The sequence below is a fragment of the Bacillus cereus group sp. N14 genome (genome assembly GCF_016483555.1).
GTDB lineage: Bacteria > Bacillota > Bacilli > Bacillales > Bacillaceae_G > Bacillus_A > Bacillus_A wiedmannii.
Window position 1 is genome coordinate 15,257 of record NZ_JAEHBQ010000022.1, and the last position, 25,251, is coordinate 40,507.

Here is a 25,251-nt window from a genome sequence, read left to right on the forward strand (position 1 = left end):
TAATGAAACATATTAAAGCTATTTTCATGATCCTACACGCAAACTTTAGAGTTATTTTATAATTAAAGTATTAAATAACCTCTTTACAAATCAAATCAACTTTTTCAAAATATTGTTGTGGTTGTTTCTCACTTATTTCTTTCAAAATTTTAATAACGCCTTCTTTATTTGTAGTTTTAGCCTTCTTCAATACATTAATAAATGGAATAATAAAATCATCTGAAGCTAGAAGACTTCTATAGAACCTTTTAGCACAATATTTAGCTTGTGGCAAAACAATACTTATCCCTTCAATAACTTTACTTAAACCATCTTCAACTCCATTTTTTTCGATTATATAAAAAATCGATTCAATTAAATCACCAACAATCGAAGGTTCATCTATTTCATCATGAAATACACTGCATAGATCAATAATTACTTTATTATCTGCCTTTTGCAATATTTCATTTAAGATTTCTTCAAATAGCTCAATGCTATCATCTTCATGCTCCAGAAAACGTATTCTTTTTAAAATAGATATCTTTTTTTCTAATGACATTTATTCCCCTCCATACTTTGAGTATAGTTTATTAAAGCGTTTCAAAAAATTCATAGTTTAATAAAAGAATTAACTTTTAGAATACGAGTCTATCTTTTGCTATTAATTCAAATAGATTGGTAATTGATTTAACCATTCTTCAAAATTATCGGCTTCCTTAGTTACACCATGTTCTTCATGAAAATAAAAGTAAACTCCCGTTTGCTGGCTCTCTTTTGAATGAAGACAAAAGTAATCTCCATTACCTATACTATAAAAAGGGATTAGTTCGTTTTTCCAAAAACCTTCTTTCATTTCATAATCATAAATAAATTCAATAGTATCATTTCCGTTCGTCTTACCACTAGAAACATTTAAAATATCCCCTGGAAATACATATTCAGACATTAGTTCAATAAAGCATTTAAATTCTTTAGGAAATTGACATCCAAATTTTTTCTCCAGTTCCCTCCAATCATTATCTGAAGGGGAATCTAAATCCTCTAATTCTTTATCTAACATACTGTCTAATAAGTTTGCAATTTCATCTTTTCCCACAAACTATCCCCCCTTATACTAGAAAAAAGGCTGAATTCTATTTTATTTACAAGTATTCTCTCGATTAAAGTCAAATGCTGCTTCAACGCCATTTTTCATTAATTTTTGTAATCATACATCAAGCCCATTAGTAAAATAACAATATTTTTTTCTCAACTATTACTTGTATCTAGTTCTATACATATATTCCTTAGTAACATTTCGTTTACCAACCAGTATGTTACTAGGAAAAGACCCTCTTTTGAAAAAACGAATCAAAAGAGAGCCTTTCTTTATAACTATATTTCCTATCCATACCTTCTGTCTAAAAGACTAATTAATTATTATGCATTTCTACGTTTCATAAATAATATTGCTCCAAGAGTTAATAACAAAAGACCGGCTCCGACTGAGAACCACGTAAAGTACATATTTCCACCTGTAGCTGGTAATGTTCCAGCTTTTGATGTTTTTCCTGTTTTAGGTTGCTCTAATTGCGGCTTTTCCCGCTGTGTTTTTCCTAATTTTTCCATTTTGAACTTCACTGTATGGTCCGCATCTTCAATGTCAACGTTGATTGCTACTAAGATATCATCTTGATATAGTTTTTCAAATACTACTACTTCTTTACCTTGTAGTTTAGAAGCATTAAATGTGAAATCAAGTGTGATAGAACCATTCTTCTCTTTTGCAGTAAATTTAGATTCTACTGCTACTTCTTTACCGTCAACTAGTAAAGGTTTCTTTGTTGCTTTATCCATTAGTTTACCTTTTGCTACATATTCTTTTCCTACGATTAAGTCTTTGTATTCCACTTTATCTTGGATCGTGACAGATTCGTTTGCATGTATCTCTTTTCCACCATCTGCTTTGTTTGTTGCTGTTGTTTTGATTGTTGGTTCTACGAATCGAACTGTTTGCCCTACATCGTTAATGTCAGATTGAACTGCCACTAAAACACCGTCTTGATATACCTCTTCAAACACTACTACTTCTCTTCCTTGCTGCTCTGCACCAACGAAAGGAAAGTCTAGTGTTACAAAACCATTCTTTTCTTTTGCTGTAAACTTAGTCTCAGCTGTTACTTCCTTTCCATCTATTAATAATGGTTTGTTCATAACCTTGTTCATTAATTTACCTTTTACAACATATTCTTTTCCTACGATCAAGTCCTTATATTCCACTTTATTTTGGATCGTGATGGAATCTTTTGCATGCATCTCTTTTCCACCGTCTGCTTTGTTTGTTGCTGTTGTTTTAATTGTTGGTTCTACAAATCGAACCGTTTGCCCCACATCGTTAATGTCAGATTGAATTGCCACTAAAACACCGTCTTCATATACCTCTTCAAATACTACCACTTCTCTTCCTTGCTGCTCTGCACCAACGAAAGGAAAGTCTAATGTTACAAAACCGTTCTTTTCTTTTGCTGTAAACTTAGTCTCAGCTGTTACTTCCTTTCCATCAATTAATAATGGTTTGTTCGTAACTTTGTTCATTAGTTTACCTTTTACAACATATTCTTTCCCTACGATCAAATCTTTGTATTCTACTTTATCTTGAATCGTGATGGAATCTTTTGCATGCATCTCTTTTCCACCATCCGCTTTATTTGTAGCTGTTATTTTGAGTGTTGGTTCTACAAATCGAACCGTTTGCCCTACATCATTAATGTCAGCATGAGTTGCCACTAAAACACCATCTTCATATAGTTCTTCAAACACTACCACTTCTCTTCCTTGTTGTTCTGCACCAACGAAAGGAAAGTCTAATGTTACAAAACCATTCGTTTCTTTTGCTGTAAACTTAGTCTCAGCTGTTACTTCTTTTCCTTCAATTAATAATGGCTTATTTATAACTTTATTCATTAGTTTACCTTTTACAGTGTACTCTTTACCAACAACTAAGTTAGTGTACTCTACTTTGTCTTGGATCGTGATAGACTCCTTTGCATGCATCTCTTTTCCGCCATCAGCTTTGTTTGTAGCTGTTGTTTTCAATGATGGAATCTTTTCAATTTCTGCGCTAGCCTTTGGTAACATTAAGTTAAAGAAAAGAGATATGACAGAGAGTAAAGCTAGAATCCTAATTACATATTTCCTCTCCATATTTACAACCTCCTGTTTGATTTAGATTACAAACATTTCAATATTTAAAATAGTCTTACCAAACAACAATTCCATTATAAAACAAATAATTACATACTTTAACATTTTATTTCAATTTTCCGAATTTTAATTATAGGGATTTACCAATGACTTATTATGAAATGAAGCGTATTTCCTGAAACAAACTAGGAATTACGTGCTCGATTTAATTTATACATGAAAGATGATTCGGTGAGAATCATTGAGGAAAATAGGTTGTTGGCAAGAATAAACGATGAGTTGTGTGTAACCATATATAATAAGTATAAAAACGTATGAGATGAGATATTCGATACAGTAAAAAATGAGACACCTACCCTATGATAGGACAGCTATCATAGGATATCTATTTTCAAACACCTTATATCTATAACCCTAGTAGAGATTATTTTTGTGTATGAATATATTCTTTAATTAGTTTCAGATCACTTTCTCTCTTTTCATCAGGAGAAACTCCTAACTTTTTATACTTCCATATAAGTAATCTCTCATAATGATTATAATTATTTTCTTCCTCTAATAAAGTATAATCAAATTCAACATCAAACTTACCAGTAGAGTATAACTCAAATGTTAAATTGGTCCAAGGTTCCTGCTTATTTCTTTTAAATTCTTTCCATAACTCTCTGAAGATACTGTCAAGAATATTTAATTGACGATCAGTCTCGTCTTCATCAATCCCTTCCATATCTTCAATATCTAAATTGTATATCGGTTCCTGCTTATTTTTGGGATAGTAGAAAAATACCGTCGAATCACTATATTCATCAACTTCTGAATATACCATTACTTTTTCCCACGGTTCTGGAATAATACTGTTTAACTGTATAACTACTTTTTGATAAATACTTTCCAAGTTCTCTGTATTCATTTACTTTCCTCCATTGATTCTACAGAAAGAATAACGTATTTTTTATTTTGAGGGTATTACTTTTTGCTATCAAACTAACTTTTTTATTAAGGCTTTGTTAAAGAACAATGCTGATAGTAGGCTATATTAATAACATAAGTTTTCATTAAAATACTTGATACACTCTTTAACGTTCTCATGTACACCCATATTTTGATTAATAAATATTACAAATAGTTCTATTCTCTCCTCTATAATGCACTCGATAGCCTGTGGCACATATTTTTGATTTTCCATTTGATAGGCAAGACTACATAATACACACTATATTCGTTAATAAAGCCCACATATACGATTCTTCCTCGGTTATACCTTTCAAACAACCAAATTCTACTATATCGTATCCATCCTGTGAATCAACAGTTTCATATATATCATCAGCAGTAATTTCATTATTTGTTATCCATTCTTTACATATACCAATTACCCGTTGTCCTTCTTTATAAAAATCTTTATTCTTTACAATATCCTCATAGGTATTTAAAAGACTTTCTGCATTAATTAATAACGTATCATATTGCTCTACTAAATTCATATTGTTATTCCTCCTCTCTCTATTTATGATGTATTTAATAATAAGATTTCAGATAGGTTTTAAATATCAACATTTCCCCTTAACAGAGCCTTTATTAAAGATTGAATCTATAAAAAAGGAAACCCTCACTAACTTTCTCTGCTTCTTCTGTTGTAATCCCTTCACCCTCTATTAACACTTTTTCCTCCCATGCGCCTTCATGCTCCCCATAGATGACAATTGAATTTTCTTCATGATTTTTATAGTCAAAACAGATCAAATTCCCTGAAGGATCAATTGCAAAAGGAATAACCTGATTAGGAATCGTTCCTTTATAATTTTCATAAACCTTTAATATATTCTCTATGCGTTTTTCATCATAAAAAAGTAACGAGCCAAATCACCTCACTACTTCATTTACATCAAAAGCTTCTGGTTCCGCACTTGCACCATTATGTTCAAGTACACATTCAATATAATCTTGTGGAAAATGAACACCCATTTTCCGGGCTCCCCCTAGCACATAATACCGACTAACAAGTTTTTCTTGGTTATCCCATTCTATATGACTCATCTAAGTGGTTCATACCAATTGCACTTTATCTGGAATTTGGTGTTATTTCTATTCTACAAATGAACGTTACAACCTTCATGAGTTATTAATTCAATTTAAATCTATCTATTAATTTTAATTTTGATTTTTTAAAGGTTATTATTTTTCACTTTCTCAAACCACTCATCAGCAAAATCATTAGCCGTTTTTATATCATCGTTTGTATGAATTAAATCATACTCATATTCAGCTTTAAACTTACCACTCTTAGCATCGTATATTAATTTCATCTCAGTTGGCATATCTTTTTCGTATTCTTTGCATAACATTTCAATTCTTTTTACTTTTTCACTCCTTAGATTAAAATTCAAATAGCAACATCTTGATACCCCACTTCAGTTACTTTTTCATTTAGTAAACGTATTCCTAATCCATTCTCTGTATCCCACGTACAATCGAAAGTTATCCCAATATCTCGTTCTTCATGAATATCTCCATATGGGACTACAATTCCAACTAAAGTGATCCTCTTAAGTAATTGATCAATTGTTTCGATATGCGGATAATTTTCATTAAATCCAATATCATATCCTAATTGTTGACGCTCTTGCTTGTAATAGTCTAAAATCGCTTGTAAAAAACCGTGCTGTAGTCGTTCCCAATTTTGCAATAATGAATTATAAGCAGTATATTGTCCTTCATCAAACTTACCGTCTTCTTCACCTTTCACTATCAATGCTATTTCAACTTCTTTTCCACAAAATTCAACGTTAATGTCCTTAACCCATCCATATGTATACTCAATCTCACCAAAAACTGCATCATTTATAATCATTTTTAACTCTCCCTATTTACTCCCTTGGATCCATATAGATTTCTCTATTCTTATAAAAGTTACCCTCTAATATTAACTGTTTTTTCCAGTCGTTTCTATACTCAGTATAGTACTATCAATTGCTAATTTTTCAATAAGTTTTTTCGCCTTCCCGTATGGAAATCTCTCTACTAATATATAAGGCAGATTTTTTGAACCCTTTAGCAAATCAATTGCGGAAATCTCAAGCTCTAATACGTTCTTTATTCTTATTAAATCTTTCAAATCTTCACTAGGAGTTTTCACTAACACTATATTACAAATATCAGATGACTTATGTATTGTTTTCTGTTCTATTTCACCTACACAACCACTATTCACCCATTTTTTAAAATCAGCGGTAATTACAGTAGCATGGCTTGGATTCATATCCCCAGAATCAATTACTACCACCTCTTTTTCCTCTGCATGTTGAGCCATTAAAAATACATTCCCCCCACCATCATCACCAATTGAGACATATCCCCTCGCATACTCATCTACTTCCCAAACCTCGTTCCTTTCTGCAATATGCTCCGTTCCATAAATAATTAACCCACCACCAATTGAAAAGCCATTTGTACATCTCAATAATTCTTTATATACATTAGGTAATGTAACATTCATACGATTTTCTACTGCTTGAATTTCAATATCACTCGCTGCTGACTTTTCTATCAAATCTGGAATATTAGATAGATTAATCATTTAATAATTCCTCCTAAACTATCAAGATATTTAAACGTATCGCCTGTCATCTCTCTATAATCGTTTCGCAATAGATTTCATGAAATTTATAAAGTATGTCGGTATGTAAGCCTTCATTTTTCATTTGGTAAGTAGACAATCATTTTCCCTTCCATGTACTCACCTTTCCATCCACAAGGCCATCCTCCCATTTTATACACCTCAAATACCTTTTCATAAAGTGAAACTTTAATCAGTGGGGGTTTTGTTCATCACCCACTGATTATTAGTTGAACCAATCGGGCTTTTACGGGCAGTTGATTCCCTACCTAACTTCTTTGTTTTCGCTGAATTTTGAGGTGGGGGTCTTACTGCCCGTTAATGCGGGATAAAAATTATCTACTTTTCCATTTACTAAACGATTTAGTGCACACATCTCAAGGTCTCTTTCTACTTCTTCAAGAATATTTATATGATCAATAGAAATAAAGTCTAATCAAAAACAACTCTCAATCCTAAGTTTTACGATAAATAAAAAACATCCATCTTGAAAAAAGATTGAGCAAAATGGAGTCTTCTTCAGCAGATTTTTTGTTTCGGCTTTATAAAAATCCAAGCATTTTCTGCCTGTATTGCTCCATCATCGTGCCTGATTATTCTCTTAAAAGTGAAGAGTTGCTATTAAACTTTCTTAATATACTCATACACTTCTTTAGGTTTTATATTAAGCATGTGGGCAATTTCCGTTATTTTCTTTCCTTCTTCCTTCATCTTTTTTACTTTACTCTCCATTGTTTGCTCATATTCTTCTGCAATATCAAATAATGGACTTAATAAAGAGTGCCACATTTCAAAATCAGTAAATTTATTTCTTTCCAAAAACTCATTTAGCAATATTTCCAATTCTTTAGTTTGTATCATTCTTTTACCTTCTAACACTTGTTTCTCAGTAAGAAAATCACCTATATCTTTCATAAAATTAATAAATGATTCCATGGAATCTGCAAGAAAATCGCCACCACTCCAACTATCCATTCCGTGCATGAGGGAAGATATAGGGTATCCTTCTTCACTTAAGTCAATAATAATTGGATCTCCACACATAGTTTCATATGCAATAACAATCCAATTTGCATCCCAAGTATCTTCCTCATCGGTTACAAGGGAGTTTCCATCGGTGTCAATGCTGTATCCTACTTGAAATTCATCTAATTGCTCAAAAGAACATACATCAAAATTTACATACTCTCTAATTTTTTTATGTTCTAAGTTCATAAGTTCTAAATTTCTCTTTATCTCTACTTTTTGATGATAAGAATTAAATTGTATCATTGTCATTTTTACTCCATCCCCATTATTACATTAGACTTCTAATCTTCATACATTACCGACCCCATATACTTCAGGTTTCTACCATCCAGTTTTGCTTCTTCAACAGGTTCTTCATACTCAAAATCATATAACCTAATGACAGTATTGTATTGTTCTTCTAAATTTTCACCATAAAAGTCTATAAGTTCACTTATAATTGATTCAGAATACGAAGCATTCTGTAGTAATTCAGACAAAGAAGATGTAACATGTTCATTATATGTACATTCTAATAAGTCTTGGTTATACTCAATGAAATCTATTTGAAAATCATTCATAAAACGCGAAGGAATTCTGTTCCCCTCATTATCATATTTTATTTCTACATACTTTCTTAACACCATTTCGCTAGTACTACTTCCAAACCAAAGAGAAACAGCTCCTGGACTTTCCATATTAATCCTCCTTTCCAATTTTTCTATGTTCTAATGGTAATAAATCAGGCATACTGTTTCAGATATAATGTAATCAGCTTCTTAAATTCTTTTTACGCAGCTAAACATTTACCTTTTTAAAACTTTCAGATACTTAGTATTCTTCGGATTCCCAAAACATCTACCTTCTGATTTTTTATTGGCAATACTAAAAAATTCTTTTGCGGTTTCTAAATCACCTAATTCAAAAGAAACTTTTCCTGCAATAAATTCCTTATCACCGGAATCTATACGTGCAAATCCAGTTAAAAATATTTTATCTGCCCACTCTTTTGCTTTTTTTAAATCATTTAGCATAAAACAAGTGGAGATAATATCCTTAACTAAATGGTAACTCTCTTCACAATAAATACCTTTAGGGTCAGGTATTATATCCCATGCCTCTTCTAATAACACAATAGAATCATTATAGTTACCATTATTGAATTCTTCATTGCTTTTTTCCAAAAGACTTTCGAATTCTTCTTTTATATGTGATTGTAAAATAGCCATATTTACCCTCCTCAAATCATATCCTTAATCAATTCAAAATACTTATCATCCTCATTAAAAAAGAGTTTATAGCCTTCTAAAATATATGCTCTTAGCAAATACTCTCTAGCTTTATCAAGCTCCCCGCACTCGAATAAACTCTCTCCAAGTCTCAGTAAAATAAATGGATTTGAAATACCATCCGGACAGTTTCGTGCATTATATAAATTACTTTTCGCTTTCTCATACTCACGATTTAAAAAATAAGTATCTCCTAATGCTGTATAAATCCATGTACTTGTTTCCCAATCGGTCTTCGGTAACGGAACCAAATCCAGAGCAGCGATATAGCTCTCTATTGCTTTATCATCTTTTCCTTTTTCAACAAAAGCATCTCCTTCGTTACATAATCTCACAATTCGGTCATACACTTGATCATTAAGTTCCAATATAAATCCTCCCAATAATTATTTATTTGTTGGCAAGTAGTTTTCATTTAACTTTGTACCTGCGAATCGATTTAAACTATCATGATCTAATACATAATTATTGGAGTCTAACATCCATTCTCTAACCGCTGGGACTTCGCTCCATAATGTCTACCTGTATGTACTATTCCACCATAAAACTACATCAGTTAAATGAGTCATATCTGCTTGATCTAGAGGATACCATTTATTATCACTTGCCATAAATTCTATTTCACCATCACGTTTTGTACGATTTTCGATGAAATTGAATTTCCCATTCTTTCCATTTACTTCTCTCCCCGTATTGGAGCCTTTCCCAGGCGTATTCCCCACCAGGTCGATGCCATTTTCCATTTGCATCTTGATTGATAATAGCCTTTAGGTACATTACTCGTACCCTATGTTGTAATCTTAAAATAAAAAGCACTTGTTGTCTTTAGCTGACAATCAAGTACTCAAAGTTCATCTCTTTTAAATAGCATTAATTTTGTAAGTTTTAGAGTACTATGGCACCTTTTATATGTATTGACAACTACTACGTAAAAACTTATGGGTTTATTGGTTTCATGCCCATTCCATGTGTTTATATTCACCACTATGTAAAATTTCATTTTGCCTAAGCTCGTACTTTGTTTTCTATTCTATCATCGCACATTGTACTCCATGATGGTACTACCTTCATGGGCTCTGAATTTCAGCATATCATCTTTCATGTTGTCCAAAGTAAATATCCATAAAAAGCACATCATTAATTCATAATTTAAAAATATTCTTGTTCAATTTCGCAAATAACTACTCGAAATAAAGGTTATAATCTATCTCAACCTTACTAAGACCATCTAGTACTTTCTCTACCCTATTAGTCAAGTCTACTATTTCTTCATGTGTCAGTTCGTTTGTAACATCTAAATCTTTAAACATACTTAATCTCTTTGTTATCCCTTCAACATATCCAATAAAGACCTTATTTTTGGATAACAATATTTCACCTACAGCAGTATCAACAATAAAGTCTTCTACCTTTCCAACATTTATATATTCATTAACAGTTCTCGCTATTGCATAATCATGTCCCCTATTTAATTTTAAATAATCATTATAGTCTTCGTTAATCACCTCAAATATTTCATTATATTCCCAGTCTTCCATGATATCACTCCTCTTTTATAGTTTAAGTCTTTCATCGTTATTGCGAATAACTTCCAATTCAATATTCTTATATTTATTAGCAAATTCAGCTATTACTTTGCTACAACTATCACACGTATCTAGTTATCTAAATGATATAATTTTACCAGTAATATTTACAGCATACCCCAGTTTTAAAGCAATTTCATTCAAAAACATATACTCAATCTTACAATTTTTTATATCTGTTAAAAAACCAGCATCCATGGTCAATGGATACTGGCATAATATTCTTACGTATCAAACATATTATAACAAGTAAATGTAATACCTCTAGTCTTGTTCTTTTAATCCAATGTTTTCTCTTTTAATATCAAGTACATCTGAAACACCACATTCATCAAATTTTCCTATTAAATATTCATGTCCTTTTTGTAAAGCTTTGATTCTTTCTTCTGTATAAATAGGTATTAAAGTATAAAAATTAATCATTCTATTTTCTGAATCTACAAAACTTCTTACCTCTTTAGATCTACCGATTAAAATACATGATAATTCTGTATTAGAAGCAAATGGCATTGGAGGTTCTCCATTTGGAAGAATGACCCCTTCCTCTAACCAACCATCATATTTATGAGGTATGTGAGCAGCCATTCTCACCCACTTCAAAGGCCAATAATTATCTTTGTTCGTCAATTCTGTTTTGTTTATTGGCCAATTTGCAGGCAACTTTAATACTAATTCAGCATACTTAAATCCCTTACTGTCTTCCGAATCATCCATTGCAAAATCACTCATCCCAGTAGTCACAAGAGTTATAAAATCATGTTTTTTTGATGGCAATATAATTTGAATATCAATTGATACCTTACTACCGGGTATGATTTCACTGATAGTATCCTCAATGGGGCCGAATTGTTCTGTTATATAATCTAAAATCTCAGTTTTTTCATTTTCCCCAGTATCTTTATATGCCCCTCTTTTAGTAGCATCCAATAAATTCGCTATTTCTATTTGCCCTTGTTTATGTGCAAATGCTAACGCATTCATATTTTTCATATATTCTCCCGTGTACTTAACGTGAATGTCAATTCCATTTTCAATCAGAAGTTTTACAATATCTATATATCCACCCTGAATAGCACCAAACAAAGGATTCCTTTCCGGTTCACTCGTATCCATTTCAGCTCCACAAGTCAATAGATACCTAACAATTTCAAACTGTCCTTTTGAAGCCGCTTGGTTAAGTGCCCCACCACCATATACATCACCGCGCTTATTTATATCAGCACCTAATTCTATAAGTCGCTTGACTATTTCAAGCTTTCCATGTGTGGCTGCAACATGAAGAAAAGTTCCAAACGGTCTCATCGACATATTCAAGAGCTCAGTATCTGAACCAATTAACTCAACTACACCTTTAACATTATTTTGCTTAATGGCTGTACGAATTTCTTTAGCTAGTTGAATATTTTGCATATTAATCCCCTTATCTCAACTTCTTTTTTTCTCCGTAAAGATGCCGATAATTTTCTTATAGCGTTATTCAAATTAACTCGTAATGGTACTACATTTTAAAGTTCATTGTATCCACACCCAAAACACTATTCTTTATGCTGCTCTTTTAGCATTTCCATTCCGTACAAAAATCTCTTAATAGAATCCTCGTTCTTCAATAATTTACTTAAGTATAGTAACACATCAAACTCTTCAGGATCTGCATCATAATAGATCATTCCTGGATCAATAAAAGGCTCGTAAACTATATGGCAGATATTTCGGCCTGCTATTGTTACACTAAAACATCTTTCATATTTGGAAATATACCTATTTACACAAATGAAATTGCCTATCGATGTTTCAAATGAAAGTCCATTATAGAAAAAATATAATTTGTTATTTTTAATATATATACCAACTACCTGCCCATCTTCACTAAATCCTCCAACACCTTGTCTAACCAACTCTACCTTGTTCTTTTCGACTATTGAATATCCGCTACTTTCTAACATGATATATGTTCCTATCTTGGAGTAATTATTCATTATTATCATAAATTGCCGCTCCTAATGCTTTCATTCTAATAGTATATGTATTACATCATCTTTTTACATTGATTATTAAACTAATATGAATTTGTATTAATCTACTATAAGTTTTAATATGCTCAATCCAGTACTAGTACAATCCACTGTACTCAAACTTTCTTCCCTTCATGAATGTCCAAATATTTCTTTTTGAAATTAGATTTAGGTATGAGGTTAAATTGTATATTCCCATATTGTCATTCATACGAATTTACCTTTGGAAGATACTCATAATTATAGCCAACTTTAAATTTACCATCTATCATCAATAGGTATACTATATTGATAAATTCCAACAAATTCTAATTCGTTACTTTTATATTTAACCTTTCTTTGCTTAGCATTGTATTCCATATTGTAAATTAAAATGGCTGCGTTAAATTTCTTTTCACAGTTTGTATACTTAAATCGTTGAATAAATTGATCAACGTAAGAAAAACCTTTCAATAAATCCTTTATATTATTTTTTGATTGACTAACCCATTCCTTTTCAACTAAATCACGATCATAATAAATCAAATTAAAGTCCTTTTCGAAATTAGAAGATATACTATCTCCATCTTCTGTATATTCATTATTTGTATAATTCAAAAATTCATCCTTACTCTCAAAATTTCCAACCCATATGGATACTTTCTCTTTCATAATTCTACTACCTTTCTATTCACACATTCTTTTATACATAAACCTACAAACTATTTATTAAACTTTCTTCTCATCATTATTAGTAATAGGATCGTCATTTAATACATACTTTTTGCCTATAGTTAAAAATTCAGTTCTATCATTTGAATCCTCCTAGTTATTTTGTATTAATATTACTAGCTCCTATGTTGGTAACTTCACATGAAGCGTAAATATATACTTTATCCGCTCTATCTTCAACATATTCCATACATATGGATACCATATCAGCTTGCAATTCACTAAATCTATCTTCAAACTCTTTCATACTACATTTCCCTCCTTTTATAAAATTTTTAATTTTGCATTACCTGGCTTACCATCTATATTGTAAGTAACTATAAATTTGTATAGACTCATATCATTCCCAAAGTATATTACATCAACCTTAACTGTTACTTCTTTTGGTGATTTTTCTTTTAAAGCTGCAGCTCGTTTATTACGAATGAATAATAAAACAATATTATTGTCTCTATAAAAATAGGCTTCAAAATTTAAAGTACAACATCCTGATAACCTACCTCTGTTACTTCACCTTTCATAAGACAAAGGCCTAATCCATTTTCCATATCCCATGTACAGTCAAATATAAGTCCAATATCAAGAAAATCGATAAGATCATTATCTGGAACAAAAATTCCAACTAAAGTTATTTTTTCAAGAATTTGAGTAGCTGTTTCTATTAAAGGATAACTTTCGTTAGGCTCAACATCGTAACCAAGTTCATATCTTTTTTGTTTATAATAATCTAATATAGACTCTAAAATACTTTGTTGTAATTGTAGCCATCTTTCTATTAAAAAGTTATGTGCCGTATATTGTTCTTTCTCAAAATGACCATCATCTTCTCCCCTGACTATTAATGCCACCTTAACTTCGTTCCCAAAAAACTCAATGTTTTTATATCCAATCCAATCATAATTATTAAACTCAAGTTCGCCAAAAACTGTATCATTTATTTTCATTACATATCTCCTTTATTGTTTACTCTTTCTACCGAAGTTCGTTCCACCCTATTTACGTGTACTTCCATTAAGTTATGTTTCTTGATTTTTTATGAAGAATGGGGTATTGTCCATGTCTTTTGCTAATATATTTTTAATTATATAATATTAGCAAATTTTGTTAACTTGAATTCATATAAAATAAGTTTATAGTATTGCATGCACGAATAAAAAAGCACTTGCTTGCCTCAAGTAGACAATCAAGTGCATTAATTTCATATGTTTTTTAAATAGCATAAATTTTGTAGGTCTTAGCCTGATCTTTTATTACATCTTTCTATAAAAAACTGCAGTCCAATTGTATCTAACACTTAGGCTACACTTCATATCAGACATTTTTTCATATAAATGTTCTTAGTATATTATTTTTGTAACTTTAAATTAGAAATCAACTCATCTAGACTATCCGAAATCGCTTTAAACGAACCTCGTTCAAAATTCTCCAATTCAACCTTACCACTTACATTATGTAACACAACTATCAAACCGTTCCCCTCTACACCTATCGGAGTCTTATCAACCTTATTATGATTGTTTTTATACCCTTCTAAATTACTTTCGAAGGAATCCAATTCAATATTTGGTAATACAGGTTCTAGCCTAATATAATGATTACCAATAAATCCATCTAAATCAGCAAACCAATAAGAATTAAAATAATCATCAATTGAAGTGTGCAGTTTAATTTCAAACCTTTCCTCAATCATCGTTAAATCATTTTTATTATTTTTTTCAATAGGTTTCCATGAAATTTCTTTTTCATCATCCATTTCACCCTTATATATAAATGAAGCCACTTCTTCGCTGTATGGCGTTTTAAATAAAAAATCTAACCCTTTATCAAAATATTCTTTTCTTAAATTAAAATATTTGCTCATAGCATCCTTCATTACCAAAATAATCACCCTTACTTTTCTAATCGTTCAGCATATTTTTGGTCATTTCCCCAAACTCCTGCGATTTTCTCAGGATGATGAATCCACCCTAACCCTGGGTATGGCTTTGAGGGTACAGGCATAACCTGACCTCCACCAGGTAGAATCGGATTATAGTTCCATATGTGAGTCACTTTACCACTACTTGGATCAGTATAATAAATTTCACTATTCTTCCCCAAAGTCTTGGTTGAGGAGGAATCCCATTTAAATCGGGTTTATCACTTGATATTATCACAACAGGACTACCGTTTTTCGAAAGGATAGTGCAAGTGGGGAAACGATTGTTCGTTTCTAGTACCAACCAAAAACATACTTGGGGCATTACCATAAGGTGGCATGAATGCTAGAGCGTCAAACTTCCTAGCGATAGACGAAAAGACCTATCGTTCTAACTCAAGCCCCCACTGAAATGTTTCATCTCAGTGGGGGCTTGAGTTGATAATCTACAGCTACTTGCAAACTATCAGTCTTCTTTTCTTCTGCAACGTCTTTGCTAGAACAAGCTATTCCTGACAATGACATGATTGGAACAACTAAAGATAACAATTTACGTTTCATTTACATATTCCCTTTATTATTTTGATTTATCTGCAATACCCTTTGTTGCTTCATCAAATATCTTTGCACCTATACGTGTCTTACCCATTGACTCATGAAGTTTAGCTTGGTCTTCTTGCTCTATTGCATCAAATAGAAGTTGGAAAGCATCTTCATAATATTGCATGGATTGTTTTATCTCGTTTTGTTCTCCCTCAAATCCTGAAGGTGCTTTTAATTCCTTTAGTTTCTTAGCATTTGCTTTTGCTCCACCTACACTTAGTTGGATTTCACTTTTCTTCTGTACATAAGCCTTGATGTCTGAACCTGCTATTCCTTCAATTAAGTGCATTGTATCTGCAATTGCATTCGAACTGTCTATAATGTCTTGCTTATACTTCGTAACTTCTTCTAAATTAGATACATCGTTTGACTTAGGAGCATCATCTGTTCTTTTTATCGTGTCAGAGTCTGTATCCCCCAATGCACTCTGCTTATCCTTTACAGCTTTATTTGCATTCACAGCGCCTACTCTAGATGTTTCGTCTTGGACAGGTTGGAATCCTGATATCCAATACTTATTACCTCGTTCGATTAACTCTGTGATTTCCTGTTTCTTATCAGGGTCTATATCCTTCTCATTTGCTTTAAAATACTTAGCTTGTTTTGAGTAAGCTTTACTATAACAATCAACTGCTTTTAGTAAATCTTTATGTGATTTTGCATACTCTTTTGGTGGTTCAATCTTATCAAACTTAGCAATGATTGTTTGTAACTCAGATTCTTGTTTTAGGACTTCTTTCTTTAAAGTTTTCTCATCCTTTTCTTTATTCATTGCTACTTCTACTATATTCGTGATTTTTCCCATTAACTCAGATGATAAGCTAGTCATACGTACTGGATAAATGTCTTTCGATAACTTCTCTTTTGTTTCTGCTTTAGACTCTACTTTATCCTTCGCTTTTGAGTCTACTTTATCTGTCCCACAACCTACTAATAACATAACTGGAATGGCTAACATTACGAGTTTCTTTGCTTTCATTATGTATACTCCTATTTAAAAGTTTTTTAATTGACTACCATATGGAACTGTAACATAAAATAAATAAACAAATATAAGCTCATTTTTGCTCTTAAAGGAAATTTCAGGGATTTTAATAATATGATAACATGTATTACGGTTGTAGAGAATCCCCCTTTGTATACCTTTATTCCAAATTTATCCTTATTCATCCCGAATCAAAAATACATGTGATTTTTAGAATGGGTTGTTATAAAAACCTTAAGTTGATGGCTTTGGACTGAGACTTCCAAATATTGTGCGTTCTCATCAAATACCAAACATAAAAAGGATTTTACATTTAATTCACAGGAAATCTCTCTTTTACAAGATCTTCGATATTATTTGCTTCTTTAATTTCTTTTGATGATAACCAAGTTGTGTATAATGTTCCAGTCTTATTGGTTAAATCTATGACAAAATTTTTATTATCTAGTTCTTCTTTAAGCATGATGGTTACTTTGAGCAAATCCTCAATGAAAGGGGGATTATTTTCAAATATACCGTCGCTATTAAGTGCTAAAATTACTATATATTTTCGAAGTCCCTCATGATCCGAATTTATATAAGTAATATCTTTAATTGTAAATCGATCGTTTTGCATTTCATGTAATCTTTCTTCTACTTTGGTGTGCGTTCTAATCCAATTTCCCTAATATTTATGGTATCTGACATCGTAGATTTCATTGTTTGTTTCCTTCATTTCTTCTACTATTTTTCCTTGTTCATCATATTTTTTAAAACTCACTAATCTCCCTAAAGCTCTATGTTCCATTAATCTTATAACACCATTTTCATAAAATTCTTTTTGTATACCTTCTAAAGTATTATTCTCTATATGTTTAATTTCTTTAATTTGTCCATTTGGATAAAAATTAACCATTTCTCCATTTTTAATTCCAGCCTTAACCATATAGTAATTTGCTAAATTACCATTCTCATAACAGTCATAAATGATTCCAGTAAAAATATGCTCATTATTGTCTTGATCATCTTCTACTATAAAAGAATCGTATTCATCTCCTCCATATCCAAAATCCTCTCCAAACTTTTTGCCATTATTCATAACGTATTCTCCATTTAATATTTTATCTTCCAAATTTAGAAACCTCCGATATCATTTCAAATTCCTTCAATAAATATGAACAATGTGGACAACACTTGAACGTAATTTCACCAGGCTTATTCTTATTAATTCCTGTTCTTATAACATTTACAGTTAAATCTTTTACTCGAACATTAGGATTCCTCTTTAGTGCTTCTTTTACGCTTTCACTGAAGTTCGTTCACCGTATCTACGTACACTTCCATTAAGTAATCTCTTGGTCTACAATCATTTATTCAATCGGCCCCATAAACTGCGTAATTAAATAAATATGTTCAATCAATTTAACTTTTTGCAGATTCTCTACTTTTTCTGTCCCTCCTAATCCAAGAAGAGGAATATAACCAAAACACTCATTATAAGCTGGTATTCCGTAATTTTGGATGGCTACTAAATAAGGATTCCATTCTATGTCTTCTTCTAAATATTCTTCTTCCTCAAGAAACCTTAAAAATAGCTCAAATTTAGAAGCAATGACTTTTGATTTTCCTTTACGATAATTTAATTGAATAATATATGATTTATCACCATATTTCTCAAGCAAAAGGATATCCCCCATACTTGTTGTAAATAATGGTATTGTATTTTGATGTCTAATATATGTTTCTTTCACAATTTCAAAATAATCTTCAGGATTAATTAACCTAAGAAATCCATTCAAGGTCGTTCCCAATCCATACTCTTTCCAAATACCAGTTAATGATTCAGGAAGTGTATTAGAATATTTTTCAATTATACTTTCAGGGACTTTTTGTTCCAGTTTAAATTCACTCATTATTTTTAAGGTATGCAAAATTTTTCCTCCTTCAATTTGTTAATTTGACATTCAAATAGATATTTTTCAATTGCTCTTCATTCACGTTCGAAGATATTTTTCAAATTTGTTCATCTAGTACATTTATTCAATCCTCCATTGAGAACATAAATACTGAATCTCCTCAGCGACTTGACCTGGATTACATAAGACCGCTTGAGTTTTCATTCATTCACTTCTTTAAGTGTTAATCCTTATTCAATTTATCTCTTAATGCTCTTTCTCCTGCTGCTTTTTGTGCTGCATTTCCTTCTATTGCTCTACATTCATCAATAAATCGCTTCCGATTTTGCTGATACTCATATACGGTTAATGCATTCATACCTTTTTCTTGATCCTTTAACTGTCTTGCAAATTCTTCTGAATCGAATTTAGTTACGTAATTAAAGTCTACTTCAATTTCATCAATTCGCGGAACGTTATCTAGGTCCTTTCCTTAACACGTATCCTTAGTAGGTACTTAAACACAAATTAAAAAAATCCACAGTATAAAATTTTATCACTGTGGATTCTAACATTTATTTTTCTTGGCAATGCACCATATCATAAGGGTAATATGAACTATCTTTCAAGGTTGAGTCATCTAATTTTAAAATTTTAGCGATTGCTCCAATTTCAAAACTCCAGTAACCACTATAAATATCATGTTTATTTTCATGTGCATCATACCATGCTTCTTCTGAATGTCCCTTATACCAATATTCCTTTATATATTTCTCTAAATTTTTTATAGCATTCTCTTGTGAAATTTTATTACTCTCAATTACTTCTTTTAATTTTAAATATGGATCTTTTACATAAAACTCACTTTGCTCATAAAAATCTGATGACTCACCATTTCTAAAAGCATTAAAATAATTAATCAAATAATCATTTAATCCTTCTTTCCTTACCATCGCTATTAGTCTATTAAATTCTTTATCTTCAACATTTAGCATTACTGCTATAGATATCATCCATAACATACGTATATATCCACTTTCTTTATTCCACACTTTTTCCATTATATTTATTACTTCAGGTAAAAAATCACGAATAGTTTGAATAGAACAACCCGCAGAGTACATTGCCCTTAATTTATTAAAATAATATCCTTGTAACGCTATATATCCATTCTTTACACCTTTATCACCTTTGCCTCTTTCCCCAATAACCTTTTCAACCAATATTAAAAACTTTTCTATTCTCTTTTCCTCATAATCGATAAATTCGATAAAATATATATCATTTTTGATTTTATCCCTTAGCATAATTTCTCTTCCACCTTTTATATGTGGTAACAACTATTACGTTAAAACTTACGAGTTTGTACGAGTTCGTTTAATATACATTCCATAATTTATATTCAGCCCCCAGTAAAATGTCATCTCGCCAAAGCTCGTACCTCTTTTTCTATTCTATCATTACACATAATACTCCATGATGGTACAACCATCATGGAGTATATAGTTCAAATATCCTATTATTTTTTTATCCACTTCACATAAACTTTATTTTTCATTCATCATTATATTTTTTAATCGTGTAATTTACTTAAAAAATCAGTAAATGTATCTGCAATGTAAAATACTTTTTCTCTTGCCAGTTCTTCTACTTGTCCTTCTGTTAAACCTTCTTGACGCATTAACATTTCTTTTTCGCCAGCATTCTCATGTTCCCAAAATACCACAACAGGGTTACTTTTTGCATTTTTATAGTCAAAACATATTAAATTTCCTGCTGGATCAATTGCAATAGGGAAAATCTTTTGCGGAAGCGTAGGTTTGTATATTTCATACTTTTTAACAATGTACTCACTACTTTCCTCATCAAAACTAAATAAACTGCCAAAGCAACGCTCTACATTACCTACATTAAATTCTTCTGGTAATACACTCGCACCTCCATTTATTTTTACACACTCAATATAATCTTGAGGTAACTGGAAGCCTAATTGTAATCCAATTTCTTTAATCTTAGTTTCTGATACTTCTGCATCAGCATATTCCCACTCTAAATCTTTTCTCATCTCATACCCTCTCCCCATCATTTATTTCCACCAATATGGTTAACTGCCCCATGAATATCTTCTAATACTAATTACATCTTTCCAGGAACCTGATGATGGCGCCAAGTAACCTCCTTTATTCTAGCTCTTCCCTTTTCAATCTGATCAAGCTATTGTGGAGTAAAAAGTTCTCTTGGCACTTCACCTTTTTCAATTTTTAAACTGTATATCATCTAACTTAATATATAAACTTTTATCTAGTTTCATTGTAATCTTAACATCATTCCCTTTAAATATTGGGAATCTTAAAATATCAAGCCGACAAACTATAATATCAATGGTATTGCCGATGAAATTAATATTATTGAGGATTTGCGAGCGAATGTCGGTTTTTGTTGAAAAAATAAGAATGAAAAAGGCGAGCTTTTTTATTTAGATTGATTGATTCGAGTGCATGTTGGAAGTGGTAATGAATGCTTTAGAGCATTTACAGAACTTCTTTACAAGCAACGAATCGAACGAGACATGAGAAAAGCTATCCTTGAAGTTCGTAAAAACAAATTGAATAATCTACGAATTGCTGGTAAAAACAAAGAAACCATTAACTTAAACGAAGATGATAAATAAATCTTGTCATGAAATGACACTATAAAAAAAGTCAACAGACCATTACGTTCTCCTAACGTCGCTGTTGACTTTTCTTATTGGAAATGTATTTTTGTTAGTGATCAAGGAACTCACAAAATAGCATCAATTTCCTTTTACAATTTGAACAATATCTTTCTCATCTTCACTTATCAAATCATAAAATCCTACATGAACACCTTCTTTATACAACCAACATAGGTCTGTTCCATAGGGAGCATCAAAAATTTCTAACATAACTGGGGCTATTTCTAATACAGAGTTTGCTCCTAAAACTTGAAAATTACTAGAATCATTTACATATTCATCATTATCTTCTGAAGAGTAAATAGTCCACCCATTTAATTGAGGAACTTCTGATTTTTCTCTAAATGTATAACGTATTGGTTTTCCGGCTACAACATTCTTAGAAACAATAAAACCTCCATAGTCAGAATGATTAACTTTCATATTCACACTCCTCAATAAGAGTTAATAAATCATTTCTCAAAGAATACTCTTTGGTATAACCCACACCTTTTGCTCTTCTAATTTCAATTATACAATATTAACAATTTATTTTCTTTTATTAATATATACCGCGCATTATTCATTAAGTTTAAATACATCTATGAAAAAAGCACTTGTTGTCCAAAATAACAATCAAGTTCTTTAATTTCATATGTTTTATAAGTAACATTAATCCGTCACTATTCTTTTTTTCAATAGTCCAACTAAAGCTAGTTAATTTGGATATTTTACATATTTACTCGCTAATAATGCATTCCTTAATTTAACAAAAAATATTTTAAGATTTATTTTGCTCTTCATATTCTTTCATCTCTTCGAATTTTCTTCGCTCATTTTCATTACTAGGTTTCTTCCCTAAATATTTATATTCAAAATAATTCACTCGGTCACTCGGTCCAAAAGTAGATTGATACCATTTAGTATACCCATAATGAATTTTTACTTTACCCTCAGATGTCACAATCATGTCAAAAGAATACCAAGGTTCCTGATTATTTTTTATAAATATTTCCTGTAACTCTATACTTAAATGAAATAATTCATCATATTTCTTATCATATTCTTTTTCACTTACATTAAATACATCTGGTATATCATGGGAATATATATATTCATCTAATCTATCTGGGGTATTGAAAAAGAATAATACCCCACCCTCTTGGTTATGAATCTCTGCATTAAAATAAAAGATATCCCATTCTACGGGAATTGTATCATTTATTTTTTGAGCTATATTTTGATAGATTTTATTTAATTCTAATTCGAACACTTTTACATCAACCTCCTGTTTTATTAAGTATTTCACGTATTACCTTACGTTGACCTTCAATTTGGTATTTTATTTTAAATAAGTTTGGTCTTAGCGATGAACCTAAGTATACTGGTTCAATCTTTACTGATACTTTTTTAGGAGGCTTTCCACCTAATGCATTAGCCCATTCTACACCCGAACGATTAATTTGTTTATTTTGAGCGACTAAATTATCAATATGACCGGATCCATGGAATTGCGTTCCTATCAAGTGCCCACCATCATCATAATCATCATCAGGCAATCTATCTTCTCTTCCTGCAGCCACTTGCATTCCTGTGTTTCGTTTTCCTTTTTGAAGTATTAATCCTTCCGCCTCGACATCTACTATTCTACCAATTTCATCTGTTGTATATTTATAACCGTCCTCAATAATATAGCGACGTTTGGCGCAAGTTCTTTCCTTCCATTTTCCCTTTAATAATGTGCTTCCTAAGATCTTTCTCTTTTATTTCAGCTATCTTAGGAGTTTCACCCGTACCCTTTAGTTAAAACAAAAAGCGATAACTGGAGTACCAATTATCACTTACTAAGTCAAACTATTTTATATACTATAAAGTAATAATTATTTTATTTTCTATGATAGTTCTAAAATTGGTGTAATTTCTCATCATGTTATTACCATATGTACTAACTGCTTCATTACCACACACCATATTTTCATAGTTGTCTTTAAATTCTTTTTTTATCGAATCTTCCAAACTATTATAGTATCTTTTGATAGCTTCCTCTGCTAATTCGCGCGACCCGTGTGTTAATATAAAATTTATATCTACCATATAACCCTTTTGAGGATAAAAACCCCTTTCAACAACCTCTTTTACAAAGTTGTTCAAATCATTCTTGCACCTTTCTACAATTGGCATAAATACACTATTTAACCAATTAGTGAATTCGTTAACTGTCCGCTCCCACTCTTCCTCATTTGCAATGTTCCAATATAACTGACCGCTTGGTACATTGCACTGACGTGTATTAATATGAAATATTTTATCTTTAGATTTTAAAGGAAGAATTGCGCATTCACCATAAAATACTACATTTTTATCAGATATATTATTCCAACTTGTATAAAAGAGTACCTTATAAATGAAATTTTTATCTTTTTTACTCATCCAATGACCAGACTTAGAATACTTCCAACCATTATCTAAATACTTTTCAGATATTAGATTACATACACATTCAAATGCTTTATTAGCTTTCACATTACACCTCCAATAACCCCTTGCAATTTTCAATTAATTTACATTTACATCATTTAATATAGTTCCAACTAATTCTCCATATGAAAAATCAACTTCATCAAAACATGTTTCAAAACAACTACTTATATTTATCTTTGCATATTTCATATTCGCTTTAGAAAAATCCGCTTCGCCAAACCTACAATCTGCAATGTTGATTTCCTCTAAATTACAACTTCTAAAGTCAGCCAATTCAAAATCGCAATCATAAAACGCCGCTCTCATTAATGAAGAAGCTCTCAACATAACTCGTTTTGCCATAATGCGCCTTGCCATTACTTCTGACAGATCTGAAAAAGTAAGGTCTAAATCACTTATATCTAACTGATCTATTACCTCATCATTGTATTGAGATCGATTTAATATTTCCATGACTCTTATTCTATCATTTTTCTTCTCATTCATTATTACTACCTCCTTTCACTTAGCTTTTCAGATGGTCCTTCCAAGCAACATTAGGTGAGAAGAATACCCCTCTTCCATTATCACCAAAACTTGGTATTGCCATTACTTGAGCTGGTTCCAAATATTTCATTACATGTAACCAACTATCAAGCAATGTATCAATATCAACTTCCAATGAATTTTGTAAAAGATCTATGCACACCCCACCCCAATTCAGTTCTGATACCACGGCTGGACTGTTTAGTACTAACTCCTTATCAAACATATCCAAAACATGACTACTAAAATATGTTCTAGTTCCTATCCCCAAAGGACCGCTAGGAAGAAACCTAACTGGTATAGGTTGAGAACACATATTCATCCACTTATGTAAGCGTTCACGTTCCGTATTCCACGGATAGGATACTGGCCAAAACATATGAGCCACTCCAAAAGATGGTTTCACGATTTCTGCGATTTGGTCGGATAACTCAAAAAAATCCGGCCACATTTTTTTTGGTACAGACTTTTGAAACTCAAACTCCAAAAATGAGCCATGGCCCAAGTTAACTTGAAAGCTCCCTCTATAGTTTACAGATTTATCACGATACAAGTGAACTTCAGATACCCTACGCTCCGAAATCACTTTTTCAATAATTTCCTGACGGTTATATTCTACCCGTATTGTTTCACAGTTGCCCCAATGAGTAGGAGCAAATTTCTCATTTGACTCAAACACATCCAGAAGACGCCCCAGTATCTCTTCCTCGTTAAAAGATACTGTGGGGTACATTGAAATTGAAAAATAATTAGGTTTCATTTATATCCTCCTTAATACTAAAA

29 protein-coding genes and 8 pseudogenes are annotated in these 25,251 nt (G+C 31.4%); all 37 read right to left on the reverse strand.

What is annotated here, in order from left to right; genetic code table 11:
• Positions 1-70: 70 nt before the first annotated feature.
• The 37 genes and pseudogenes from JDS82_RS23620 to JDS82_RS23800 all read right to left on the reverse strand — a co-directional run bounded on the left by JDS82_RS23620 (position 71) and on the right by JDS82_RS23800 (position 25,228).
• Positions 71-541, reverse strand: a complete 471-nt coding sequence (locus JDS82_RS23620; RefSeq protein ID WP_048566037.1) for an Imm30 family immunity protein — start codon at positions 539-541, stop codon at positions 71-73.
• Between the two features lie 102 nt (positions 542-643).
• Complete coding sequence (locus tag JDS82_RS23625; RefSeq protein WP_016087134.1) at positions 644-1,078, reverse strand: SMI1/KNR4 family protein; 435 nt, start codon at positions 1,076-1,078, stop codon at positions 644-646.
• A 323-nt stretch (positions 1,079-1,401) separates the two neighbouring features.
• Complete coding sequence (locus JDS82_RS23630; protein ID WP_199714050.1) at positions 1,402-3,165, reverse strand: VaFE repeat-containing surface-anchored protein; 1,764 nt, start codon at positions 3,163-3,165, stop codon at positions 1,402-1,404.
• A gap of 424 nt (positions 3,166-3,589) precedes the next feature.
• Positions 3,590-4,075: an immunity protein YezG family protein gene (locus tag JDS82_RS23635; protein WP_016134944.1), complete on the reverse strand. Its 486-nt coding sequence runs from the start codon at positions 4,073-4,075 to the stop codon at positions 3,590-3,592.
• A gap of 289 nt (positions 4,076-4,364) precedes the next feature.
• The gene (locus tag JDS82_RS29875; RefSeq protein WP_242474927.1) at positions 4,365-4,649 is read right to left on the reverse strand and encodes an Imm6 family immunity protein; all 285 of its coding nucleotides are present in this window, start codon (positions 4,647-4,649) and stop codon (positions 4,365-4,367) included.
• Positions 4,650-4,743: 94 nt separating this feature from the next.
• Positions 4,744-5,202: pseudogene (locus JDS82_RS23645) on the reverse strand (SMI1/KNR4 family protein).
• A gap of 128 nt (positions 5,203-5,330) precedes the next feature.
• Positions 5,331-5,534 (reverse strand): annotated as a pseudogene (locus JDS82_RS23650) (DUF600 domain-containing protein); the annotation flags it as partial.
• A 14-nt stretch (positions 5,535-5,548) separates the two neighbouring features.
• Entirely contained in the window at positions 5,549-6,016 is a 468-nt protein-coding gene (locus tag JDS82_RS23655) for a DUF2004 domain-containing protein (RefSeq protein ID WP_016134947.1), read from the reverse strand.
• Positions 6,017-6,088: 72 nt separating this feature from the next.
• Positions 6,089-6,742, reverse strand: a complete 654-nt coding sequence (locus JDS82_RS23660) for an SMI1/KNR4 family protein (RefSeq protein WP_016134948.1) — start codon at positions 6,740-6,742, stop codon at positions 6,089-6,091.
• A gap of 113 nt (positions 6,743-6,855) precedes the next feature.
• A pseudogene (locus tag JDS82_RS30225) lies at positions 6,856-6,966 on the reverse strand (cytoplasmic protein); the annotation flags it as partial.
• Positions 6,967-7,402: 436 nt separating this feature from the next.
• Positions 7,403-8,059 carry an SMI1/KNR4 family protein gene (locus JDS82_RS23665; RefSeq protein ID WP_199714051.1) on the reverse strand — a complete coding sequence of 219 codons (657 nt, stop codon included), beginning with the start codon at positions 8,057-8,059 and terminating at the stop codon, positions 7,403-7,405.
• A gap of 32 nt (positions 8,060-8,091) precedes the next feature.
• The gene (locus tag JDS82_RS23670) at positions 8,092-8,487 is read right to left on the reverse strand and encodes an immunity 22 family protein (protein ID WP_199714052.1); all 396 of its coding nucleotides are present in this window, start codon (positions 8,485-8,487) and stop codon (positions 8,092-8,094) included.
• Between the two features lie 108 nt (positions 8,488-8,595).
• On the reverse strand, positions 8,596-9,018 hold the full coding sequence (locus JDS82_RS23675) for a hypothetical protein (protein ID WP_199714053.1): 423 nt from the start codon (positions 9,016-9,018) through the stop codon (positions 8,596-8,598).
• Positions 9,019-9,029: 11 nt separating this feature from the next.
• Complete coding sequence (locus JDS82_RS23680) at positions 9,030-9,446, reverse strand: tetratricopeptide repeat protein (RefSeq protein ID WP_016124896.1); 417 nt, start codon at positions 9,444-9,446, stop codon at positions 9,030-9,032.
• 150 nt (positions 9,447-9,596) lie between these two features.
• A complete protein-coding gene (locus JDS82_RS23685) occupies positions 9,597-9,827 on the reverse strand; it encodes a hypothetical protein (RefSeq protein WP_199714081.1) in 231 nt (76 codons plus the stop codon).
• 432 nt (positions 9,828-10,259) lie between these two features.
• Complete coding sequence (locus JDS82_RS23690; RefSeq protein ID WP_098986737.1) at positions 10,260-10,616, reverse strand: Imm3 family immunity protein; 357 nt, start codon at positions 10,614-10,616, stop codon at positions 10,260-10,262.
• Positions 10,617-10,631: 15 nt separating this feature from the next.
• A pseudogene (locus JDS82_RS29880) lies at positions 10,632-10,727 on the reverse strand (deaminase domain-containing protein); the annotation flags it as partial.
• A 201-nt stretch (positions 10,728-10,928) separates the two neighbouring features.
• Positions 10,929-12,074 (reverse strand): suppressor of fused domain protein, encoded by a 1,146-nt coding sequence (locus JDS82_RS23700; RefSeq protein WP_088113440.1) that lies wholly within the window; start codon positions 12,072-12,074, stop codon positions 10,929-10,931.
• Between the two features lie 125 nt (positions 12,075-12,199).
• Positions 12,200-12,649, reverse strand: coding sequence for a hypothetical protein (locus JDS82_RS23705; RefSeq protein WP_199714054.1), 450 nt, complete (start codon positions 12,647-12,649; stop codon positions 12,200-12,202).
• A 285-nt stretch (positions 12,650-12,934) separates the two neighbouring features.
• Positions 12,935-13,327 (reverse strand): immunity 22 family protein, encoded by a 393-nt coding sequence (locus JDS82_RS23710; protein WP_000660887.1) that lies wholly within the window; start codon positions 13,325-13,327, stop codon positions 12,935-12,937.
• A gap of 157 nt (positions 13,328-13,484) precedes the next feature.
• Positions 13,485-13,634, reverse strand: coding sequence for a hypothetical protein (locus JDS82_RS23715; RefSeq protein WP_002096454.1), 150 nt, complete (start codon positions 13,632-13,634; stop codon positions 13,485-13,487).
• Between the two features lie 226 nt (positions 13,635-13,860).
• Positions 13,861-14,331, reverse strand: coding sequence for a DUF6985 domain-containing protein (locus tag JDS82_RS23720; protein ID WP_000700063.1), 471 nt, complete (start codon positions 14,329-14,331; stop codon positions 13,861-13,863).
• 401 nt (positions 14,332-14,732) lie between these two features.
• The gene (locus tag JDS82_RS23725; protein WP_016087113.1) at positions 14,733-15,248 is read right to left on the reverse strand and encodes a SecY-interacting protein Syd; all 516 of its coding nucleotides are present in this window, start codon (positions 15,246-15,248) and stop codon (positions 14,733-14,735) included.
• A gap of 474 nt (positions 15,249-15,722) precedes the next feature.
• Entirely contained in the window at positions 15,723-15,866 is a 144-nt protein-coding gene (locus tag JDS82_RS23735) for a hypothetical protein (protein WP_016087112.1), read from the reverse strand.
• Between the two features lie 16 nt (positions 15,867-15,882).
• Positions 15,883-16,887 carry a DUF7018 domain-containing (lipo)protein gene (locus tag JDS82_RS23740; protein ID WP_016134950.1) on the reverse strand — a complete coding sequence of 335 codons (1,005 nt, stop codon included), beginning with the start codon at positions 16,885-16,887 and terminating at the stop codon, positions 15,883-15,885.
• A gap of 319 nt (positions 16,888-17,206) precedes the next feature.
• A pseudogene (locus JDS82_RS23745) lies at positions 17,207-17,595 on the reverse strand (hypothetical protein); the annotation flags it as partial.
• 88 nt (positions 17,596-17,683) lie between these two features.
• Positions 17,684-17,971 (reverse strand): annotated as a pseudogene (locus tag JDS82_RS30235) (toxin-antitoxin system YwqK family antitoxin); the annotation flags it as partial.
• 271 nt (positions 17,972-18,242) lie between these two features.
• A complete protein-coding gene (locus JDS82_RS23755) occupies positions 18,243-18,785 on the reverse strand; it encodes a T6SS immunity protein Tdi1 domain-containing protein (RefSeq protein ID WP_199714078.1) in 543 nt (180 codons plus the stop codon).
• Between the two features lie 226 nt (positions 18,786-19,011).
• Positions 19,012-19,233, reverse strand: coding sequence for a polymorphic toxin type 15 domain-containing protein (locus tag JDS82_RS30430; RefSeq protein WP_080117919.1), 222 nt, complete (start codon positions 19,231-19,233; stop codon positions 19,012-19,014).
• Positions 19,234-19,342: 109 nt separating this feature from the next.
• A complete protein-coding gene (locus JDS82_RS23765) occupies positions 19,343-20,074 on the reverse strand; it encodes a PoNe immunity protein domain-containing protein (protein ID WP_199714057.1) in 732 nt (243 codons plus the stop codon).
• Between the two features lie 266 nt (positions 20,075-20,340).
• Positions 20,341-20,832, reverse strand: coding sequence for an SMI1/KNR4 family protein (locus JDS82_RS23770; RefSeq protein ID WP_199714058.1), 492 nt, complete (start codon positions 20,830-20,832; stop codon positions 20,341-20,343).
• A gap of 729 nt (positions 20,833-21,561) precedes the next feature.
• Complete coding sequence (locus tag JDS82_RS23775) at positions 21,562-21,906, reverse strand: DUF2185 domain-containing protein (protein ID WP_061672664.1); 345 nt, start codon at positions 21,904-21,906, stop codon at positions 21,562-21,564.
• 337 nt (positions 21,907-22,243) lie between these two features.
• Positions 22,244-22,735, reverse strand: a complete 492-nt coding sequence (locus JDS82_RS23780) for an immunity protein YezG family protein (protein ID WP_016087103.1) — start codon at positions 22,733-22,735, stop codon at positions 22,244-22,246.
• A gap of 7 nt (positions 22,736-22,742) precedes the next feature.
• A pseudogene (locus JDS82_RS23785) lies at positions 22,743-23,265 on the reverse strand (DNA/RNA non-specific endonuclease); the annotation flags it as partial.
• Positions 23,266-23,328: 63 nt separating this feature from the next.
• Positions 23,329-23,985, reverse strand: coding sequence for a hypothetical protein (locus tag JDS82_RS23790; RefSeq protein ID WP_199714059.1), 657 nt, complete (start codon positions 23,983-23,985; stop codon positions 23,329-23,331).
• 51 nt (positions 23,986-24,036) lie between these two features.
• Positions 24,037-24,429, reverse strand: a pseudogene (locus JDS82_RS23795) (pentapeptide repeat-containing protein); the annotation flags it as partial.
• 19 nt (positions 24,430-24,448) lie between these two features.
• A complete protein-coding gene (locus JDS82_RS23800; protein ID WP_199714061.1) occupies positions 24,449-25,228 on the reverse strand; it encodes a hypothetical protein in 780 nt (259 codons plus the stop codon).
• Positions 25,229-25,251 lie beyond the last annotated feature (23 nt).

Coding starts and splice junctions, on each gene's coding strand:
- JDS82_RS23620 (WP_048566037.1), bottom strand. CDS start 541: ATGTCATTAGAAAAAAAGATATCTATTTTAAAAAGAATACGTTTTCTG.
- JDS82_RS23630 (WP_199714050.1), bottom strand. CDS start 3,165: ATGGAGAGGAAATATGTAATTAGGATTCTAGCTTTACTCTCTGTCATA.
- JDS82_RS23635 (WP_016134944.1), bottom strand. CDS start 4,075: ATGAATACAGAGAACTTGGAAAGTATTTATCAAAAAGTAGTTATACAG.
- JDS82_RS29875 (WP_242474927.1), bottom strand. CDS start 4,649: ATGAATTTAGTAGAGCAATATGATACGTTATTAATTAATGCAGAAAGT.
- JDS82_RS23655 (WP_016134947.1), bottom strand. CDS start 6,016: ATGATTATAAATGATGCAGTTTTTGGTGAGATTGAGTATACATATGGA.
- JDS82_RS23660 (WP_016134948.1), bottom strand. CDS start 6,742: ATGATTAATCTATCTAATATTCCAGATTTGATAGAAAAGTCAGCAGCG.
- JDS82_RS23665 (WP_199714051.1), bottom strand. CDS start 8,059: ATGACAATGATACAATTTAATTCTTATCATCAAAAAGTAGAGATAAAG.
- JDS82_RS23670 (WP_199714052.1), bottom strand. CDS start 8,487: ATGGAAAGTCCAGGAGCTGTTTCTCTTTGGTTTGGAAGTAGTACTAGC.
- JDS82_RS23675 (WP_199714053.1), bottom strand. CDS start 9,018: ATGGCTATTTTACAATCACATATAAAAGAAGAATTCGAAAGTCTTTTG.
- JDS82_RS23685 (WP_199714081.1), bottom strand. CDS start 9,827: ATGCAAATGGAAAATGGCATCGACCTGGTGGGGAATACGCCTGGGAAA.
- JDS82_RS23690 (WP_098986737.1), bottom strand. CDS start 10,616: ATGGAAGACTGGGAATATAATGAAATATTTGAGGTGATTAACGAAGAC.
- JDS82_RS23700 (WP_088113440.1), bottom strand. CDS start 12,074: ATGCAAAATATTCAACTAGCTAAAGAAATTCGTACAGCCATTAAGCAA.
- JDS82_RS23705 (WP_199714054.1), bottom strand. CDS start 12,649: ATGATAATAATGAATAATTACTCCAAGATAGGAACATATATCATGTTA.
- JDS82_RS23710 (WP_000660887.1), bottom strand. CDS start 13,327: ATGAAAGAGAAAGTATCCATATGGGTTGGAAATTTTGAGAGTAAGGAT.
- JDS82_RS23715 (WP_002096454.1), bottom strand. CDS start 13,634: ATGAAAGAGTTTGAAGATAGATTTAGTGAATTGCAAGCTGATATGGTA.
- JDS82_RS23720 (WP_000700063.1), bottom strand. CDS start 14,331: ATGAAAATAAATGATACAGTTTTTGGCGAACTTGAGTTTAATAATTAT.
- JDS82_RS23725 (WP_016087113.1), bottom strand. CDS start 15,248: ATGAGCAAATATTTTAATTTAAGAAAAGAATATTTTGATAAAGGGTTA.
- JDS82_RS23735 (WP_016087112.1), bottom strand. CDS start 15,866: ATGAAACGTAAATTGTTATCTTTAGTTGTTCCAATCATGTCATTGTCA.
- JDS82_RS23740 (WP_016134950.1), bottom strand. CDS start 16,887: ATGAAAGCAAAGAAACTCGTAATGTTAGCCATTCCAGTTATGTTATTA.
- JDS82_RS23755 (WP_199714078.1), bottom strand. CDS start 18,785: ATGAGTGAATTTAAACTGGAACAAAAAGTCCCTGAAAGTATAATTGAA.
- JDS82_RS23765 (WP_199714057.1), bottom strand. CDS start 20,074: ATGCTAAGGGATAAAATCAAAAATGATATATATTTTATCGAATTTATC.
- JDS82_RS23770 (WP_199714058.1), bottom strand. CDS start 20,832: ATGAGAAAAGATTTAGAGTGGGAATATGCTGATGCAGAAGTATCAGAA.
- JDS82_RS23775 (WP_061672664.1), bottom strand. CDS start 21,906: ATGAAAGTTAATCATTCTGACTATGGAGGTTTTATTGTTTCTAAGAAT.
- JDS82_RS23800 (WP_199714061.1), bottom strand. CDS start 25,228: ATGAAACCTAATTATTTTTCAATTTCAATGTACCCCACAGTATCTTTT.